This window comes from Candidatus Avelusimicrobium luingense, from assembly GCF_902757105.1.
Lineage (GTDB): Bacteria > Elusimicrobiota > Elusimicrobia > Elusimicrobiales > Elusimicrobiaceae > Avelusimicrobium > Avelusimicrobium luingense.
Genome location: NZ_CACVTK010000001.1, coordinates 37,038 through 54,418, shown reverse-complemented (window position 1 = coordinate 54,418; position 17,381 = coordinate 37,038). Strand labels below are relative to the sequence as shown.

The 17,381-nt window shown below is 43.7% G+C and carries 20 protein-coding genes; 9 read left to right on the top strand and 11 right to left on the bottom strand.

Annotation, left to right across the window (positions count from 1 at the left end; genetic code table 11):
• Positions 1-150 precede the first annotated feature (150 nt).
• On the top strand, positions 151-633 hold the full coding sequence (locus ACQY3H_RS00285) for a type IV pilin protein (protein WP_428073664.1): 483 nt from the start codon (positions 151-153) through the stop codon (positions 631-633).
• On the opposite strand, the gene ACQY3H_RS00280 is transcribed toward ACQY3H_RS00285, so the two are convergent.
• Together ACQY3H_RS00280 and ACQY3H_RS00275 are read right to left on the bottom strand one after the other, a co-directional pair.
• A complete protein-coding gene (locus ACQY3H_RS00280; protein ID WP_428073662.1) occupies positions 618-1,076 on the bottom strand; it encodes a type IV pilin protein in 459 nt (152 codons plus the stop codon). The genes ACQY3H_RS00285 and ACQY3H_RS00280 overlap by 16 nt on opposite strands.
• On the bottom strand, positions 1,073-2,260 hold the full coding sequence (locus ACQY3H_RS00275) for an AlbA family DNA-binding domain-containing protein (protein WP_428073660.1): 1,188 nt from the start codon (positions 2,258-2,260) through the stop codon (positions 1,073-1,075). The genes ACQY3H_RS00280 and ACQY3H_RS00275 overlap by 4 nt, the downstream gene beginning before the upstream one ends.
• A 69-nt stretch (positions 2,261-2,329) precedes the next feature.
• Between ACQY3H_RS00275 and ACQY3H_RS00270 the strand changes: the two genes are divergently transcribed.
• Both ACQY3H_RS00270 and ACQY3H_RS00265 read left to right on the top strand, forming a co-directional pair.
• Positions 2,330-3,076 carry a CBS domain-containing protein gene (locus ACQY3H_RS00270; RefSeq protein WP_428073658.1) on the top strand — a complete coding sequence of 249 codons (747 nt, stop codon included), beginning with the start codon at positions 2,330-2,332 and terminating at the stop codon, positions 3,074-3,076.
• A gap of 19 nt (positions 3,077-3,095) precedes the next feature.
• Positions 3,096-3,668 (top strand): type IV pilin protein, encoded by a 573-nt coding sequence (locus ACQY3H_RS00265; RefSeq protein ID WP_428073656.1) that lies wholly within the window; start codon positions 3,096-3,098, stop codon positions 3,666-3,668.
• Positions 3,669-3,828: 160 nt separating this feature from the next.
• Here ACQY3H_RS00265 and ACQY3H_RS00260 read toward each other — a convergent pair whose 3' ends face one another.
• Together ACQY3H_RS00260 and ACQY3H_RS00255 are read right to left on the bottom strand one after the other, a co-directional pair.
• Positions 3,829-4,500, bottom strand: a complete 672-nt coding sequence (locus ACQY3H_RS00260) for a toxin-antitoxin system YwqK family antitoxin (protein WP_428073654.1) — start codon at positions 4,498-4,500, stop codon at positions 3,829-3,831.
• 1 nt (position 4,501) lies between these two features.
• The gene (locus ACQY3H_RS00255; protein ID WP_428073653.1) at positions 4,502-5,719 is read right to left on the bottom strand and encodes an aminoacetone oxidase family FAD-binding enzyme; all 1,218 of its coding nucleotides are present in this window, start codon (positions 5,717-5,719) and stop codon (positions 4,502-4,504) included.
• Positions 5,720-5,814: 95 nt separating this feature from the next.
• Between ACQY3H_RS00255 and ACQY3H_RS00250 the strand changes: the two genes are divergently transcribed.
• From ACQY3H_RS00250 to ACQY3H_RS00240, 3 genes are read left to right on the top strand one after another with little or no spacing between them, the layout of a single operon-like run.
• Positions 5,815-6,432: a hypothetical protein gene (locus ACQY3H_RS00250; RefSeq protein WP_428073651.1), complete on the top strand. Its 618-nt coding sequence runs from the start codon at positions 5,815-5,817 to the stop codon at positions 6,430-6,432.
• 10 nt (positions 6,433-6,442) lie between these two features.
• On the top strand, positions 6,443-6,997 hold the full coding sequence (locus tag ACQY3H_RS00245; RefSeq protein WP_428073649.1) for a hypothetical protein: 555 nt from the start codon (positions 6,443-6,445) through the stop codon (positions 6,995-6,997).
• 9 nt (positions 6,998-7,006) lie between these two features.
• On the top strand, positions 7,007-7,531 hold the full coding sequence (locus ACQY3H_RS00240) for a type IV pilin protein (protein ID WP_428073647.1): 525 nt from the start codon (positions 7,007-7,009) through the stop codon (positions 7,529-7,531).
• Here ACQY3H_RS00240 and ACQY3H_RS00235 read toward each other — a convergent pair.
• Together ACQY3H_RS00235 and ACQY3H_RS00230 are read right to left on the bottom strand one after the other, a co-directional pair.
• On the bottom strand, positions 7,528-7,740 hold the full coding sequence (locus ACQY3H_RS00235; RefSeq protein WP_428073645.1) for a hypothetical protein: 213 nt from the start codon (positions 7,738-7,740) through the stop codon (positions 7,528-7,530). The two genes, ACQY3H_RS00240 and ACQY3H_RS00235, sit on opposite strands and share 4 nt — an antisense overlap.
• A 924-nt stretch (positions 7,741-8,664) precedes the next feature.
• Positions 8,665-9,309 (bottom strand): hypothetical protein, encoded by a 645-nt coding sequence (locus ACQY3H_RS00230; protein ID WP_428073643.1) that lies wholly within the window; start codon positions 9,307-9,309, stop codon positions 8,665-8,667.
• 400 nt (positions 9,310-9,709) lie between these two features.
• Between ACQY3H_RS00230 and mutY the strand changes: the two genes are divergently transcribed.
• Entirely contained in the window at positions 9,710-10,720 is a 1,011-nt protein-coding gene (gene mutY / locus ACQY3H_RS00225) for an A/G-specific adenine glycosylase (RefSeq protein WP_428073641.1), read from the top strand.
• Here mutY and ACQY3H_RS00220 read toward each other — a convergent pair.
• The 5 genes from ACQY3H_RS00220 to ACQY3H_RS00200 all read right to left on the bottom strand — a co-directional run bounded on the left by ACQY3H_RS00220 (position 10,717) and on the right by ACQY3H_RS00200 (position 14,635).
• Positions 10,717-11,682, bottom strand: coding sequence for an L-lactate dehydrogenase (locus tag ACQY3H_RS00220; RefSeq protein ID WP_428073639.1), 966 nt, complete (start codon positions 11,680-11,682; stop codon positions 10,717-10,719). The genes mutY and ACQY3H_RS00220 overlap by 4 nt on opposite strands.
• Positions 11,683-11,762: 80 nt before the next feature.
• Complete coding sequence (locus ACQY3H_RS00215) at positions 11,763-12,977, bottom strand: OmpP1/FadL family transporter (protein WP_428073637.1); 1,215 nt, start codon at positions 12,975-12,977, stop codon at positions 11,763-11,765.
• Between the two features lie 87 nt (positions 12,978-13,064).
• Positions 13,065-13,724 (bottom strand): tetratricopeptide repeat protein, encoded by a 660-nt coding sequence (locus tag ACQY3H_RS00210; RefSeq protein ID WP_428073635.1) that lies wholly within the window; start codon positions 13,722-13,724, stop codon positions 13,065-13,067.
• An 18-nt stretch (positions 13,725-13,742) separates the two neighbouring features.
• Positions 13,743-14,267, bottom strand: a complete 525-nt coding sequence (locus ACQY3H_RS00205) for a deoxycytidylate deaminase (protein WP_428073633.1) — start codon at positions 14,265-14,267, stop codon at positions 13,743-13,745.
• A gap of 35 nt (positions 14,268-14,302) precedes the next feature.
• On the bottom strand, positions 14,303-14,635 hold the full coding sequence (locus ACQY3H_RS00200) for a DMT family protein (protein WP_428073631.1): 333 nt from the start codon (positions 14,633-14,635) through the stop codon (positions 14,303-14,305).
• Positions 14,636-14,757: 122 nt separating this feature from the next.
• Here ACQY3H_RS00200 and ACQY3H_RS00195 point away from each other — a divergent pair, with 122 nt between their 5' ends.
• Together ACQY3H_RS00195 and ACQY3H_RS00190 are read left to right on the top strand one after the other, a co-directional pair.
• On the top strand, positions 14,758-16,125 hold the full coding sequence (locus tag ACQY3H_RS00195) for a TolC family protein (RefSeq protein ID WP_428073629.1): 1,368 nt from the start codon (positions 14,758-14,760) through the stop codon (positions 16,123-16,125).
• A gap of 1 nt (position 16,126) precedes the next feature.
• Positions 16,127-17,380 carry an efflux RND transporter periplasmic adaptor subunit gene (locus ACQY3H_RS00190; RefSeq protein ID WP_428073627.1) on the top strand — a complete coding sequence of 418 codons (1,254 nt, stop codon included), beginning with the start codon at positions 16,127-16,129 and terminating at the stop codon, positions 17,378-17,380.
• Position 17,381: the final 1 nt, after the last annotated feature.

The following is a 17,381-nucleotide window of genomic DNA, read 5'->3' as shown; positions in this document are numbered from 1 at the left end:
TTAGGAAAATAATCTACATAAAAACGGCGGACGAAAAAGTTGTCTGCCGTTTTTTTTTTTGTCAAGGCATGTTGAAATAAATACGAGATATTGATTCTTTTTTGCTATAATTTGCCTAAGAAAAGTTCAGTATTAAAGGATAGTGTTTTTATGAAAAATAAAATGTTAGGTGGTTTTACGCTTATAGAATTATTAGTAGTCGTGCTTATCATTGGTATATTGGCGGCGGTGGCACTTCCTAAATATGAGCAAGCCGTTCTTAAAAGCCGTTTTGCGGCGATGTTGCCCTTTGTGCGTGCGGTTAAAGACGCGCAAGAACGGTATTATGTAGCCAATAATGTATATGCAGCCAATGCGGAAGATTTAGACGTGGAAACTACTTGTCCGCCCGGATGGACGTGTGATATGACGCAAACAAAAATAGAAGTATATCCCAGTTCCTTGACCAGTGGTTGGATTTCTTTTATTGCGCGTTATGATTTTTCTACACCGGAAGAATTCGCCGGAAAAATTTATTGCTGGGCAAGTTACAGCGGGCCTGCTAAATACCGCAATGTGTGCAAAAGTTACGGGCCCTTGTTATCGGATAGCCCTTCGGGCAACCCGGCCGGTATTTCTTATCTGATCCAATAAGCCTTCTTGCCGTCTATGGTTTCGGGGGTATCTTGCTGACTTTGCGATTCGCAAAAATCTTCGCCCGCGCCGTTTAAGCCCATACACATCATTCGTGTAAAATTTTTGGCGGTCAGTAATTTATAATGAACGGAAGAATTTTCTAAACGGGTAAATTCCGCTTCCCAACACAGTTCGTTGGGGTCTGCTTTTTCGCGGCAAACGACTTTTCCCGTAAAGTGGTTGAGGCCTGCCTTGTTTAACCGATCGGTAGATTTTTGGGCTTGATCGGCGGACATATTGTATCCGGTGGCCCAATTTTTCTGCCGGCCCCACAGCATCACTACTTCCGTCATGCGGCTACTTTCCACCGCGTTACGATAATAGGGCAACGCTACCGCCACCAATACAATAATAATCAGTACGGTTACAAGTGTTTCTATGAGTGTAAAACCATGTCTCATTCGTGAATTTCCTTCATCAGTTGGGTAAGCAAATGGTGCAATTCTTCTTGCGGAATTTGCAACCCGAGTGACCAGGCTATTTCGTGCAATAAGGTTTCTATGGTGCGGGGCAAATCACGTTGTAACTCGTCGGGCGAGAAAGTTCGGTCCATCCGCAAATAATCTTCCAGTACCGTGGCGCGGTGCGTTTTGAATAAGGCCCGCCGTGCGCGTGTGTTGGTCATTTTTAACCGAAAATAGAGCGAGCCGCCTACGTTTAGTTGGGTTAAAAACTTGCGCGCCGTAGTAAAAAACAGCACCATATTTTTGGCTAAATTTTCAATGCGAATCGTACTCGCCGCATGGCCGTTCACCATTTCTTCCGACGATACAATTTGTTTGTTCATCAGTAAGCCGTAAGCATTAAACTCGGTCATTTTATAAATACCGCGTTGATTGGAAATAACGGCTGCGCCGTCTTGCACCGGTTGCAATGGTAATTCCGGGTTTGCCATTACACCGTACGGCGCATGGGTGGCACAACGCTCAATCAGCGTGGGTAATTTTTTGTAACTGATTAACGGCTCGTCGGGATAATAGGGGGAAAGAGACAAGGTACACACTACTTCTCCGGCGGCGGAAACAGTCATTGTTTTAAGGTAATTTTCAAAATGGCTTTCGGCTTTGTCATATAAAATGTGGCGCAAGCGTTCCGATTTTTTACGATGGTCTAACAGCCAAGGTAACTTCTCCGGATGGACAATCGTTTCGGGGCGGCTGCTTTGCCCGGTGCGGATATAGGCACGTTTTAATTTGCCGACTAAATGCGGGGTTAAGTTACTTTGCGGTATTTGAATCAGCACAAACATACGATCGCCTGTTTTGTTGACACAAATGTTGATGTCCACAAATACGACGGGATCAATATAAACTTTGATGATATCTTCAATCGTGTTACGCAATTTTTCGTGATAGGCAATCCCGTTAAAGGGGGGGTGGGGCATGTCATTTTTATCGTCTTGCACGCCTACAATAATTAACCCGCCCAAAGCATTAGCAAACGAGGCAATGACTTTGGCAAACTTTTCATGATTTTTAGGCAATATATATTTATAATCTAATTGTTTTCCTTCGGGTACTTTTTTCTTGCAAAATGCGACGACGTCATCAAATGTTACTTCTTGGAACGGTTTATCAAAAAACATAAAATATTCTCCCGGTTTTGGCGTAAGCCTACTAATTTTATTATAATAAAATTGTAGAAAGGTGCAAGTATGAATAACCCTATGCAAGCATTGGCTGGTGCTATAACGGAAAAATTTATTTTAGCCGCTCCGCAAAAGGCCGCCGCCGCGTTGGAAACATTGGCGACGCACGAGGTGCTTTTGCTCATTTCTCCGTTAAAAGCACAAGTAATTATCAGCGTGCTAAATGTGATGCAACCGCCCAAAGCCGCGGCGGTATTGCGTCGTTTGCCGATGCGCCAAGCGTCGTATATTTTGGCGCGGATGAATGTGCCGCAAGCCGCTAAACTAATGCAAGAGTTTTCCGTTCCGTACCGCGAACGTATCAGTGCAGTATTGGAGCCGTCCTTTTTACAAGTGCTCAATGGGGCTGTGTCATACGGCGAAGACGCGGTGGGCAGTTTGATGCAAACCGATTTTGTGGCGGTGCGTACGGAAATTAAACTTGCACAAGTCATTGAACGGCTCAAAAATTTACCGCGTAAAAAAATACCCGCTCTTTGTTTGGTAACAGATAAAGACGGCACGCTAAAAGGTGTGCTTCGCCCGGCGGAATTGGCATTTTACGCGCCGAGTTCTGTGGCCGGTTCGGTGATGAGCACAAGTCCGTCCTTGCATCCGGCTGATACGCTTTCCCATGCGCGTGAAGTATTTAACGAAACCGGCGTGGATGCGCTAGCGGTGGTAGATGAAAAAAATGTGGCGGTGGGTATTTTATTACGTTGGCAGTTGCCCACCGAAGACAAGAAAACTTTTTGGCAGAAATTAACGCACTAAAATAAACAGGAGCAAATAGATGAAAAATAAAATAGTAGATCATTCGGGCGGTTTTACACTTATAGAATTATTAGTGGTCGTTTTGATTATCGGTATTTTGGCGGCAGTTGCTATGCCGCAATATCAAAAGGCAGTAGAAAAATCGCGCGGGACACAAGCCTTGGCCTTAATGGGTTCTTTTGCCCAAGCGCTGTCTGCGTATTATATGGCCAACGGCAGTTATCCCACGAGTTTTGAAGAATTAGATTTGGATGTCCCTGCCGGTTGGACGGGAAATGAAAAATGGAGTTCGTTAACGAATATAATTGACAATAAATCTAACGGTGAATGGTCGTTACAAATGTATAAGACCGAAGCGACGGGGGCCTTATTGTTGCAAATTGGACGTTTGACGGGAAAATATCAAGGCGCCGGGTTTGTTCGCGCTATTGCTAATGATGGGCAATTACTGGATCAAAGTATCACTTGTGCAGAACGGAAAACGAGCGGCGTTATATTTACCGAACCGGACGGGAGTTATTGTCATGGCATTTGGAAAGCGACTTTTGATGGGGATAATTCCAATACCTATCGCGCTTACAGAATGCCTTAATCATTCTTGTTTTAACCATGTAAAAAGCGGAACAGATTTTTTCTGTTCCGCTTTTCGTTTTCAATAAATTTTGTTGCGGGATACTACGAAGGCTCTCTTGTAAAACATAACATCAAATGCCGTACAGAGGTTCTATGCTTCACGCCCGTGCGGCAAGCACTTATTTGGCTTTTTTAAGCGTTAAAATACCTTCTTCAAAAAACCATTCTTCCATCAGTTCGCCCGTCTCGCTGTATTTTTTAGTTACACCGTTGGGCTTGCCGTCTTTGTGGGGGGAAATCAATGCAATAGTTCCGTTGGGGTGGTAGATGATTTTATCGCCCACGAGTTTGTCATTTTTGTATGTACACTCCGAGCGCAAATCGCCTTCTTGTGTATAAACTTTGCAAACTCCGTTTAGAAAACCTTTGTGAAATTCTGACATTTCTAATACTTTTCCGTCGGGATAGTATTTTACTTGTTTTCCATCTTGAACGTCGTCTACATAGGAAAATTCTTTATACAGCCGACCCGTCGGGTGGAAAACGCGGGCTTTACCTTGCAACAATCCTTTCTCGTAGAATTTTTCAATGTTGACTTTACCGTTTTCAAAATAAATTTTGCACATGCCGTTGCGTTGTCCGTCTTTTACTTCACATTCAAAGTACGGTTTACCATTATCAAACAATTCGCGTACGATACCGTCGGGTAATACGCCGGTGTGCGATTGAATATCCAAATGTTGATTGAGTGTTTCTTTGTATACTTCTTTGCCATCCACATAGTAAGTGCGGATAAAGCCAATATTTTTTTGGCCTTGCAAACTGGTTGTTTTCCGAATGATTTCCACCATATCATTTCTCCTTGACTAAATCTTTAGCAGCAGTAAATCCGCTTGCCCAAGCAAAATGCAAATTAAATCCGCCGCTTTGTCCGTCTATATCTAACAATTCGCCCGTAATATACAGGCCCGGGCAACACTGCGACTCAAATGTATTATAGTTTATTTCGCGCGTATTTACACCACCGGTTGCGGCCATGGCTTCACTCCAAGGCCGTAAGGCTGTAACGGTTGCCGGCCATTTCCCGACGGTGTCAAAGGCGCTTTTAACTGCACTGGGGAACTGTTCTTTCATCGGTTTATTTTTGCGAAGCCCCTTAAAATCAATCAGTAAATTGGCGATAGATTCGTGCAACACTCCGGCGAAAAAATCTTTTGGGCGCCGATGCGGAAATTGTTGCAAACGCTCGTTAAAAAAATTTTCTGCGTTGGAAATTTCCGGTAAGAAATTAAGTTGAATGGATACATTCCCGTTGGATAACGCGCGCGAAATTGCACCGCTTGCATTTAGTGCCGCGGGCCCGTTTATGCCGTAGTTCGTGAAAATAATTTCGCCGCAGGTATGTATGGCGGGAGTCGTGTCAGCCGTTAATTTTACTTGTGCGCGAATACCGGATAAACGCGAGAAATTTTCTTTAAGTACAAGACCACTTAACGTCGGGCGCGGTGTAATAACGGTATGCCCGAGCGCGCGCGCCAATTCGTAGCCGCTTGAATTGGCACCTAATTGCGGATAGGCACACGAACCGCACGCCAAAACAACGTGCCGTGCCTGAAACTTTTGGTCGGTTTGGGTAGTAATATTAAAAGTTTTGCCATGTTTGATTTTCGTCACAAATTGTCCGGGCAAAATTTCGGCTCCGCTTTCCAAAACGGCTAACTTTAACGGCTCTAATACGGCACTGGATTTACCCGTTTGCGGGAAAATGCGTCCGTTTTCTTCTTCGGTAAGTAACACGCCTAACTGCTCAAAATAGGTGCGGCAATCGGTGTAGGAAAATTGCGCCAGGGCGGAGGAAATCAGTTTTTCATCTCCGTAATAATGCGCCGGCGAAACACGCACGTTTGTTAAATTGCAACGTCCGTTTCCCGTGACTGAAATTTTACGTCCCGGGGTTTGTTCTTTTTCAAGTACCAGTGTTTTAAGCCCGCCGCGCGCACACTCGCGCGCACAGATAAGCCCGCTTGCTCCGGCCCCTGCAATAATTACGTCATAAATTGTGTTATTCATTATGTATAGTGTAGCAAAAATGAGCGAGTTTTTAATGAGAAAACTTCTTGACAATTACCGCCCTAAACCTATACTATTAAGATAAGGGGGAATTTATGAAAAAAATACTTTTACTTACTTTATTAACTGCCACTACGGCCGCGTTTGCGTATCAGACGGGGAGTGTATCTCGCCCGAATTTTACGTCGGCCACAAAAGCGGCAGATACCGATCAAGATAAAACTTCGGCTGCCCCCGGGCAGCAAGGCGTTCAAACGCGCAGTTTTACAAGTTACGGTTCTCGGCAAGGAGCGTGGCGGAAGGGAGTTCAAACCCAAACCGTTCAAACGCAAACGGCTTCGCAAGCCGCTGCTGTAACGAGTAAAGATCCCGGTGATACAGCCGGACCAAAAGCATTAACCGCTTTAAAGACCGCTGTTCCGCAAGGGGCAAAGGCTGGGGATAAGGCAACGCCCAATGCACCGGCGGCTAAGAAGGAAGATAAAGGCCAACAACCGGCTGCTCAACCCGGTATGCCTGATATGTCCGCGCTTGCCAATATGATGGGCGGAGCGGGCGGCGGCAGTATGCCTGATATGTCCGCACTGACAAATATGATGGGGGCTGCCGGCGGAGCGCAACCGGGCGGCGCAGGCGGAGGAATGCCTGATATGTCTGCTTTGATGAATATGATGGGTGGCGCAGGCGGTGCAAAACCCGGGGCTAAAAAGTGAGGATTTTGTTATGAAAAAAATAATAAGTATTTTTATAGGTATATTACTAACTCCGGCATATATGCTGGGCGCTCCCGTTACGCACCCAACAACTAATGTAACGACGACTCGTCCGCAAACTAAAGTGACGGTTTCTCATCCCAAAACAACACCGTCTGTTAATACGCATTTGCCGACGTTCTCTACCGTGACTCGTCCGACGACAACAGTAACGGTTGCTCATCCGGTTACTCCCGGTTCTACAGCGGCATTAATGCAAGGCGCATCTGCTACTGCAAATACTGCTGCTCCGGCGAAAACTAAACAAGCCACTGCGGATAATGCCGGCGGAAAACCGTCTATGATGAGCACCTATCAGCCCATTCAAGCCAAAGACTTAAAGGCGCCTAAATTGGGCGCTACCGACGGCCTTGGCAACAAAGATCCAAATCGCGCGGAAAAAGACGCTTTGGCCGCAGCAGCAAAGCCTAAAGGCGAAGAAGCTTCGGTTGAATCTGTTCTTAGTGGGGGAACCGGTAATTTGAAATCTACAATTTCCAATGCACTTGGTAAAGAATTGAAATAAGGATTAAATATGATGTCAGAATATAGAAAAGGTTTTACACTTATAGAATTGCTCGTGGTTGTTTTAATTATTGGAATTTTGGCAAGTGTGGCCTTGCCGCAATATGAAAAGGCAGTAATGAAAAGCCGTTATGCTACGTTAATGGCATTGACCAATGCGATAGGAGACGCTGAAGAAACTTATTATATGGCGAACGGTGAATATACAGAAGATTTTGAAGCCTTAGCCATAGAACCTACCGGTTGTACTTTGTCTAACGATAAAAAAACATGTACTTATCCGTGGGGACAATGCTTTTTAAATCTGCTATATGGTCGTGCCGTATGTGCCAATACCCAAAATCTTAACAATGGATATGCCTATTATTTCGTGCATGGGGCCTATCCTACGTGGGGGAAAACTTGCTGGGCTTTAAGCAATGAATCGTCGAATAAATATGGTAAACTCTGCCAACAAATGGGGGGAACAATGCTAGGTGATTATGGATCAACTTCTTGTCCGCCATATGGATCCTGTGCTATATATAAATTTTAATTTTCACTCGATAAAATGGGGGGAAGAACAAAAACAGAAGTTCTTCCCCTTTTTTTTACCTGCTTTCTCCCCCCAATAAATGCCGCATAAACTACAGAAAAACTCCCTAAAATCTGCTGAAAATCTTCGTGTGGAAAGCCTTTTGAATGGTTGTGCCCTTTTTCTAATATAAGAAATTTATCATGCCGTAAATGCCATTTTTGGGCCATATAATGAATCGGTTTGTGTGGTATCCGGTTAATTCGTATGGGTTTGTGATAGATACGTTATACAACACCTGGCCCGATTCTGTTTAGTTGTTATCTTCTCTGTGGTATGGTCGTTGCACTTCCTCAACTTTCTTATCCATTAGGGCTTTCTGGCGGCTGGTTTATTGCTTGGTTTCTATGTGCAAAAGAATAAAATGTTGAAAACAAGGAAAATACTTAAATTTTAAGCACTTTTAAAATAAGCCATTTTATTTTGCCCCATATCCTAGGTACCCCCAAATCGTTCTGGGGCGTTTTAGCGCATTTGTATAAAAATGCAAAATTAGATTGAATTTTGCATTTTTAGAAACCAGTATGGGGGAAAGTTAAAAATCAAAAATATCCCCTTTTTTAAATATATAAATTCAAAATAAAACGCTTTTTTAGAGCGTTCAAATTGGCGCATTGCTTGCTAGAAAACAAAATCTATAAACTGTATAAGTTTATATAAAAAAATACTTATATATTAAGTATAACTATATAAAAACGTATTTTAATTATATATTTGTTTTATAAGCATTTTTTTCTATTTTAATTAACATAATAAAAATTATCGTTAGTAAAATAAACCTGACAAATACTCCCCCTTTTCCCTTTTTAACATACCGGCAATCAGCCAAAATGTTTGGGCTTTAAAAATACAATTTAGATTTATAAGAATTTGGGGGAAAAGTGTAAAAATCTAATTCTGCAAATTAGATTTTTAATAAAATAGACGAATCCCCCTTTCTTTGAAATAGGGGAATAAAAAGAATATAAAAGGAGACCATGGGCAGGTTTATTAAAAGGGGATAAACGTTATACAAAAGGCTTAAAGGGGCTTGGTAAAAAGGCTTTTTCCCCCAACTTTCTAAAAAATAGAATTTTTCTGTATATTCCAAAGATTTATAGTAACATTTGGGCTTTCTTTTCCGCCGTGACGAACGCATGGGCCAATCCCGTCGGAGTCAATATATATAGACGGCTGCGTTTTACCCCTTGGCAGAGTAGGAAATTCAGTTTGAGGGCCGGGGCCAGTAATCTGTCTAGCCGTCCGACGGAAAATCCCGATTTTTCCAAGGCGCGTGCAAGCCACAGCGCGCTGCAACCGGGTTTTCTTAATAATTCTTTTCCCCCCGCTAACAGGATCAGGGCTGCTTCGTCGGGCGGTAAGTGAAATTTTCGCCGTAAATACAGGGTATCCCCCTCCTGTGTAAGTAGTTGCTCCCATAGTTGTGCGCCGGGGAAAGAAGTGTTTTCCGACGGAGTTGGCTTTTTGATGTCTGTAAAGACGGATGCGGTCGGGGTTAATGTCCCGGAAACAGATGTATCTTCGCGCATGGATAATCGCTCCGGGCGTTCATTAATAGCGTGAAATTGGCGCGAAATAGCCGGTAAGGTGGATACCTGGGCAAGCGGTTTCTTTTTTATCAAAGAAAGGAAATAATCGCGTTGCTTTTCCACAAAATCCAGTGAGCCTTCTGCCTCAAATTCTTCGCCATTGGCAAATTTGAATCTGATTTTGTGGACGTCTTTTTTATCATCAATCATACCAAACTCCGTTTGTTTATTTTTTGTTTTCCACAAGGGTTATCCACCGTGATAGTACATATAATAAATTTTTTCGTGTCTTATGTCAATATATGGCAATATATGCAATTATATGTCAAAATGTGTTTATAAATCTATTTCTACGACGAGAAATAGGATGATTTTGAAGTCAAAATTTTAGTAGCCTTGTGAGAAAAAGAGAAATGCTGTTGACAAAAAACAGCGCATATAAGAGCAAGACTTAGATTTTTATGCTAAAAGATTGGATAAAAATCCGGGTTGTTTTGGGGTGCTGAAAAACAGCGTTTTTGGGCCAAAAAATCTTCAAAAAGCCCGAACTGCAAAATTAGGGGCGATTTTGCAGTTCGGGAAAAGGCGGAAAAAGTAGTAAAATAAACTTATGAACACTTTTTCCCCCACCTTGCTAAAGTGGTACAAAGCCAATAAACGCAGTTTGCCGTTTCGGGATACGCATAACGCGTATTTGATTTGGTTGTCCGAAATTATTTTTCAGCAAACGCGTATTTCCCAAGGACTTGCTTATTATGAAAAATTTGCCGAGCAGTTTCCTACCCCCACTTCCCTTGCCGCGGCGGATGAAGATGAGGTCTTGAAACTTTGGCAAGGGTTGGGCTATTATTCCCGTGCGCGCAACTTGCACGCAGCCGCCAAAAGTATGAACGGCAAATTCCCTACTACCTATGAAGGAGTCCGCGCTCTTAAAGGTGTGGGCGACTATACCGCCGCGGCGATTTGTTCTATGGCGTACAATATGCCGTATGCGGTGGTGGACGGAAATGTGTATCGGGTTCTTTCGCGCGTATTCGGTATTAAAACACCTATAGACAGTACAGACGGAAAAAAAGAATTTGCCGCTTTGGCGCAAAAATTACTGGATAAAGAACACCCCGGCGATTTTAATCAAGCGATAATGGATTTCGGCGCGCTAATCTGTACGCCGCAAAATCCCCAATGTTTGGGATGTCCGTTTGCAAAAAAATGTATTGCTCGACGAAACAAGCAGATAGATAAATTGCCCGTCAAAGAGCAAAAGACAAAAGTGAGCGAGCGGTTTTTTCATTATATATATGTGGAGCAAGGCGGTTATACATGGCTACACAAGCGTGAGGCGGGCGACATTTGGCAAAATTTGTATGAGTTGCCGCTCGTGGAAACAAAAAAAAGCGGGTTGCTCACTACAAAGCCCGTATGGTGTGGGCGTGCTACATTGTTCCCCGTCGGCAAACCGGTTAAACACGTTTTGTCACACCGTATTATTTGGGCGCAATTATATAAAGCAGTTCTCCCCCCCGACACCAAAGTCCCGCCGGAGTTTTTACGTATCAAAAAATCTTCGTTAGAAAAATATGCCGTTTCGCGCTTAGTGCAAAAATTGTTGGAGAGAATTTAATCTTTCACGCCGGCGTCTTTAGCGATTTTTTTAAGCATGTCGGCGGATGCTTTTAACGCTAACGCTTCGTTGCCGTCCAGCGAAATCGGCATTTGTAACTCTACTCCGTTTTTACCGACGATGGCCGGCATACTGAGCGTAATATCTTCTATTCCATACGCCCCATGCATTAAGTTAGATACGGGCAGTACCGATTTCTCGTCACGCACAATGGCTTCGCAAATGCGTTTAACGGCCATGGCAATTCCATAGTAAGTGGCTTTTTTTCGTGTAATAATTTCGTACGCGCTTTGTTTGACTTCGCCGGTAATTTCTCGCATATGTTCTTCGTGGTTACGTATGCCGCGCATACTGCAAAACTTGTGTATTGGCACGCCGGCTACGTTGGCGGTACTCCAAACGGCAATTTCACTATCGCCATGTTCGCCGACGATAAACGCGTGCACGCTACGGCTGTCTACGCCCAAGCGGTTCCCTAAAATTTCGCGTAGACGCGCGGTGTCTAACACGGTGCCGGAGCCGATCACGTGGCTTTCGGGCAGTCCGCTTAGTTTAAGCGCGGTATAGGTAAGGATGTCCACCGGGTTGGCGACGATAAGCAAAATGCCTTTATAATTGCGCTTTTTGATTTCCGGGATAATTTGTTTGAAAATTCCCACATTTTTTTGCACCAAATCTAACCGTGTTTCGCCGGGTTTTTGGTTGGCGCCTGCCGTAATGATAATAATGGCGGCGTCGGTAATATCGTCATAATCTCCGGCGTAGATTTTCATCGGGCGCGCATACGCTTCGCCATGTGAAATATCCATGGCTTCGCCCTCTGCTTTATTTTTGTCGGCGTCTAGTAAAACCATTTCGCTGAAAAGTCCGCTTTGCATGAGCGCAAAGGCGCTTGCCGCCCCTACAAACCCACAGCCGATAACGGCTACTTTCCGGTCGTTTACGTCACAATTTGTCGTCATAACTCCCCCTATGTTTGTATTATTATACGAAAAAAAACCCGCCTGTGTGGGCGGGTTTTTTTATTAAAGTTTTAAGTTAATTAAAACTTATACCCAAAGGTTAAGGCAACCATGTCGCTGCGGCCTTCGGAGTATTGCATGGGGATATTGCCCGATTGTGTATTGCTGTCGCCGGAGAGATCTTTGCCGAAGATATGAGTATAGGCAAAGTCCACGCTCCACACGTCGGCTTTGTAACCGAAACCGGCGCTGACTAAATGGCGGTCATCCACGGGGACGAGCGTATCCATCGCTTCTTTGTTAATCGGCGATTTGTCAAACACGTATCCGCCGCGTACGGCCCAATTTTTATTGAGTTTATATTCCGTACCGAAGTTTAAGCGGAAAGTATCTTTATATAATTTTTTGTTGTGAATCGTCGGGGCCGTTTCTGTATCGGTATATTCAATAACGATTTGGTCATATGCGCTCCAAAACGTACCTACGATACCGGCTTCCAATACCCAGTCTTCCGTCGCTTTGAAAGATACACCGGTAGAAATGCTATCGGGCAAGTTAATAGCACCCGACGCCGGAGCATGGCGCAAGGCTGCGCTTAAATCTGTACCGGTGGAAGTGTGGATATAACCATCTAAGTTTTGTTTAACTTTGGAGCGGTACATCGCACCGATGGCCCATTTCTCAGCCCATTCGGGGCGGTAGGTTAGTGAGAAGTTGCCCCCCCAGCTAATACCCGTTCCGTGAATTTCGTAATCAATTAACGGCGAGGCCATCGCGCGGGAATTTTGGGTAAAGTCAATCGTCATGGCTTCTAATCCCATGGCCACAGAAAATTGTTCGTTGGCTTTAACGGCAATCGTAGGCGTAAAAGAAATAGTTTCTAATTTTACTTTATAGGCCAAATTGCTACCGTTCCATGTTTCCCAATCCTTATATTTTCCACCTAAACCGTAGCGTGAAAAAGCACCAATACCAAACGAAACTTCATCGCTCCATTTGTGTGTTAAATACGTGTTAGGTAAAAGCCACGTATCTTTGCGTAACGTACGAGAATCGCCGTTCACCGTCGTTTTGGCGTGGGCTTGTACGGCTGTCATACCCACTTGTACTTGCGTACCTTCTAATTCGGTAATGAGAGACGGGTTCGTCGCCAAAGAGGCCGGTTCGGCATCGCTGGCCATTACGGCTCCACCCATAGCGGTAGAGCGGCCGCTGTATTCATACAGCGCAAATCCCGCGCCGAAGGCCGAGTGGGCCATCAGCAGGGAGCACATCATTGTTACTAGTTTTTTCATATGTTTTCCTTATTATTTTGGATGTTTAGACGAGAAAACACCCACTTATCTCTTTACAAGCAGATAATGCGGGTGTTTCTCTGTTTTTTACTTTTGTAATTGAGTGAGTTTATCTTTGGCAAACGTACCAAAGTAAGTTTTTGTGTAGTTTTCCAGCAGGTGTTTATAGTTGTTGATAGCATCGTCTTTTTGTCCGGCAAGTTCTTGGCTCAAAGCGAGCGTCAAATATGCTTGCGGCAAGGCGAAACTTTTGGAATTTTTGGCGATGAAATTCTTCATCACTTCAATGGAAGCCGGGTAATCTTGCGCCCCTTGCAAAGCGGCTGCATAAGAAAGGGATGCTTCGGTTGCGAGCATTTTATTAGACGAATTTAATAATTCCTTATATACATTAGCGGCTTGCGCAAAATTTTCTTGCGAGTATAAAATGTTACCTTTTAATAACATGGCATATCCCGCAGCCGGCGTATTTTTGAAGTCTGCCGCTACTTTATCTAATTGGGCAAATCCGGCTTCGGGGCCTTCGGTCATAAGAGCCATTTGGGCATTGTAATAAGCGGCCCATGAATTTTCCGAAACGGTTTTGTTGTGATTGACGTATAAGGTTACGCCTACAACCACTAGGATAATAACGGCAAGCGCGGCTAAAACGCGCGGTTGATGTTTCTTATAAAAAGCGATTGTCTTGCCTAAAGCATCGGCCAAGAAATCTTGATTTTCCGCCGGGGCGGTTTGTTGTTTGTTCATACTTATATTATAGTAAATTTAGCGCGTGTGCACACACTCATCTAAATCTTCCGGTGTAAGTTGGCGGCATTCAATACCGTTTTTACGTAGGAAATAAATGCCTTCTTGGCTTCGGTCGTATAAGTTTTTGAAGAACACTTTTTTGATGCCTGCGCTGACGATTACTTTTGCACAATGCACACAAGGCGACCACGTTACATAAATCGTCCCCCCCTGTGTGGCGATACCGTTTTTGGCGGCAAAAGAAATTGCATTTTGTTCGGCGTGCAATTCATTATCAATGGAAAATTTGCCGTGCATATCGTAGAAAGTGCGGCTGGCCATAAAATCTTTTAACGTGGGAAATTCTTTGGTATATTCTTTTTCGTAAAGTTCTTTGAAATAATCTTCACAATGTTGTTGGCCCGAAGCCGTGCCGTTAAACCCAATGCTGATGACGCGGTTTTCTTTGACAAGCACCGCGCCGACTTGCAACCGGGCGCAAGTAGATTGTTGTTCTACCAGTTCCGCCATGCGGATAAATAATCTGTGTTTATTCTTCATACTCTTTTATTATAGTTTATACGTTGCGGGCCCGGCTACCATTTTTTGAACACAAAAAATACAGCCGCTACCAAACAAAGAAACCCGACTAAATGATTCCATTTGAAACTTTCCTTAAAATAAATCGTGGAAAATCCGGCAAAAACGATGAGCGTGATGACTTCTTGCATTACTTTCAGTTGGGTAACGGTAAAATATTCGTGGCCGATACGGTTGGCGGGCACTTGAAAGCAATATTCTATAAAGGCAATAGCCCAACTGACTAGAATAACAAGCCATAACGCGCTGTTTTTGAATTTAAGGTGGCCATACCACGCAACGGTCATAAACAGGTTGGCGATACACAGCAGGATAATGGGTTTAAGCATATATACATTATATATAACTTAGAGGCCTCCTTGTTGGGTGCAATAAAAAAGCGGGCGAGAGTGTTTTTACAAAGTAGGGAAAAATTTAGTATAAAAAAATTTGAAATTTATATAATGATATTATGAGAAAATTTAACTTACTTTTTATTGCTTTTTTGATTTGTCCGCTACTTACGCACGCGGCCGATGATTTATTGTACTCATCCGGGTTGTACGCGCAAGATGCTACCGCACAGGAAATTGACCCATTGCGCTTAACTCCGGCAAAGGCGGAAGAGATAGATGCGCTTCTGTCCGGGCCGCTTTCCTTGGAAGATTGTATCCGTATTGCGCTGGCGAACAGTCCGCAAGCGCGTATGTCCCAATTAGATTTAGAACAAGCGTATGTCCAACGCAATTTATCGCTTGGTGAATTTTTGCCGACGGTTAAGGCCAGTGCGTCGGAAGGTTATACGATTTATCATTCGAATGGGTATCCTACGGTGGATACCGGAACATCCGGTTCCCGCGCTCAGGCGCAGTTGTCTATTTCGGGATTTAGCGATAAAGTCCGTGCGGTTAAGATCAACAATTTGCAAATAGAACAAGCCCAATTGTCACTTAACAATCAAACCAACAACATTGCCCGCAACGTCAAAAAAGCCTATTATGCGCTGGCATCTGCCAAGCGGGCCGTGGATATCCGTCGTACATCCAGTGAATTATACAAAGAACAATATGAGCGTACGTCTGAATTTTTTAAGCAAGGTTTGCGTCCGAAAGTAGATGTGACTACCGCGCAAGTGAATTGGAATAATGAAAAATTACGTCTAATCCGTGCGGAAAATTTAGTCAAAACGGCTTCTGCCAAATTGGCAAACGTACTGGGTATTACAACCCCCAAACCGCTTGAAATTGTGCAGATTACCGACATAGAAAAAATAACGATTCCGTTTGATGAAGCCGTCAAAACTGCCTATGAAAACCGCCCGGATATTATATCTGCTCAAACCAATGCTAAAATCGGGCAAATTAGAGTCAATCAGGCCAAGGCCGGGTATTTGCCGACGTTTAGTTTTTCCGCCGGATATGAGAAATACGGCGATGATTCCCGATTAGATAACGAAGAAACCCGCTTGATGATTGCATTGGAAATTCCGTTATTTAATGCGTTCAAAACGTATAACGGCGTCAAACAAGCCCGCTTGAATTTGGAAAAGATTAACAACAGTAACCGCAGTTTGCTTAATGACGTATTTTTAGAAGTGCAAAGTGCGTATATCAGCATGCAAGAAGCCGCCGAAAGTGTGCCGCTTGCCGAGTTAAATGTGGAAAAGGCCAAAGAGAATTTAGAACTCGCCCAAGGGCGTTACAACGAAGGTATCAGCGATATTATTGAACTGAAAGATGCCGAAGTGGCTTATACGGATGCTGAATTAAGTTTACTTTCCGCTCGGTATGATTATGCAGCCGCGGTGGCCGATTTGAAACAAGCAATGGGGACAAACTAATATGAAAAAAATACTAACAAACATTAAAACAACAAGTGTCAACTTATGGCATAAATTTCTGGAATTATCCCGTTGGAAACAAGTACTGATCGTTGTATTATTGCTTATCTTCGCGTGGATATTAAAAGGGTGTGTGATAAAACCCGCCCCCAAACCGCAATTTCGTTTAGCGACGGTAAAACGCGGCGATATTGTAGATTTGGTGGAAGCATCCGGTCCGATCAATCCGGTAAATACTACACAAGTTGGTGCGCTTGTTTCCGGTGAGATTTTGAAAATTTACGTGGATTATAACAGTGAGGTTAAAAAGGGTGATTTAATGGCTGTTATTGACCAAACGCAAATTTTGGCTCAACTGGCCGAAGCCAACGCCAGTTTGGCTTCTTCTAAAGAAAGTTTGGAATCTGCCGAAGTATCCTATCGGCTCGCCCAGAAAAACTACGAACGTTACCAAGCGTTATTTGATAAAGAGTATGTGTCTAAAGTTACCTTAGAAGAACACGAACTGTCTTATGCTAATGCCAAAAGTGCCTTAAATGCCGCGCGTGCCAGTGTCGTTCGTGCACAATCTAATGTGGAAACTGCCCAAAAGAATTTATCCAATACCAAGATTGTTTCCCCCATTGACGGTGTTGTTTTAACGCGTAAAGTGAGCGAAGGGCAAACAATTACGGCCGGATTTTCTACGCCGGAATTATTTGTCGTGGCACAAGATTTAACTAAAATGCAAATTGAGGCGAAAGTGTCTGAAGCGGATATCGTTAAAATTCAAGCCGGGCAACAAGCCGAATTTACATTAGACGGTTATATGGGTGAAAAATTCAAAGGAACGGTACGTCAAGTCCGTACGAATTATGTGGAAGGTTCTTCATCCGGAACGGGTACTTCGTACACCGTTATTGTGGACGTGGATAACCAAGATCTTCGCTTAAAACCCGGTATGACCGCTACCATGACGATTTTTACGCAAGATAAAAAGGATGTTTTGTTAGTGCCTAATGAAGCCTTGCGTTTTTCGCCGTCCACCAACAAACAAACGTATGAAAAAACAGGCGTATGGAAAGCCCAACGCGGGCAAGCGCCCAAACGTGTGGATGTAACTATTGGTATTATTGCGGCGAGAAATACGGAAATTACATCCGGCGATATCAAAGAAGGCGATAAAATTATCATCGGTGAAAATAATTTGAAAGCTACGGCGGCGGGTAGTTTCGGTGCTCCGCCCCGGATGGGTGGCGGTAACCGCCGACGCTAAA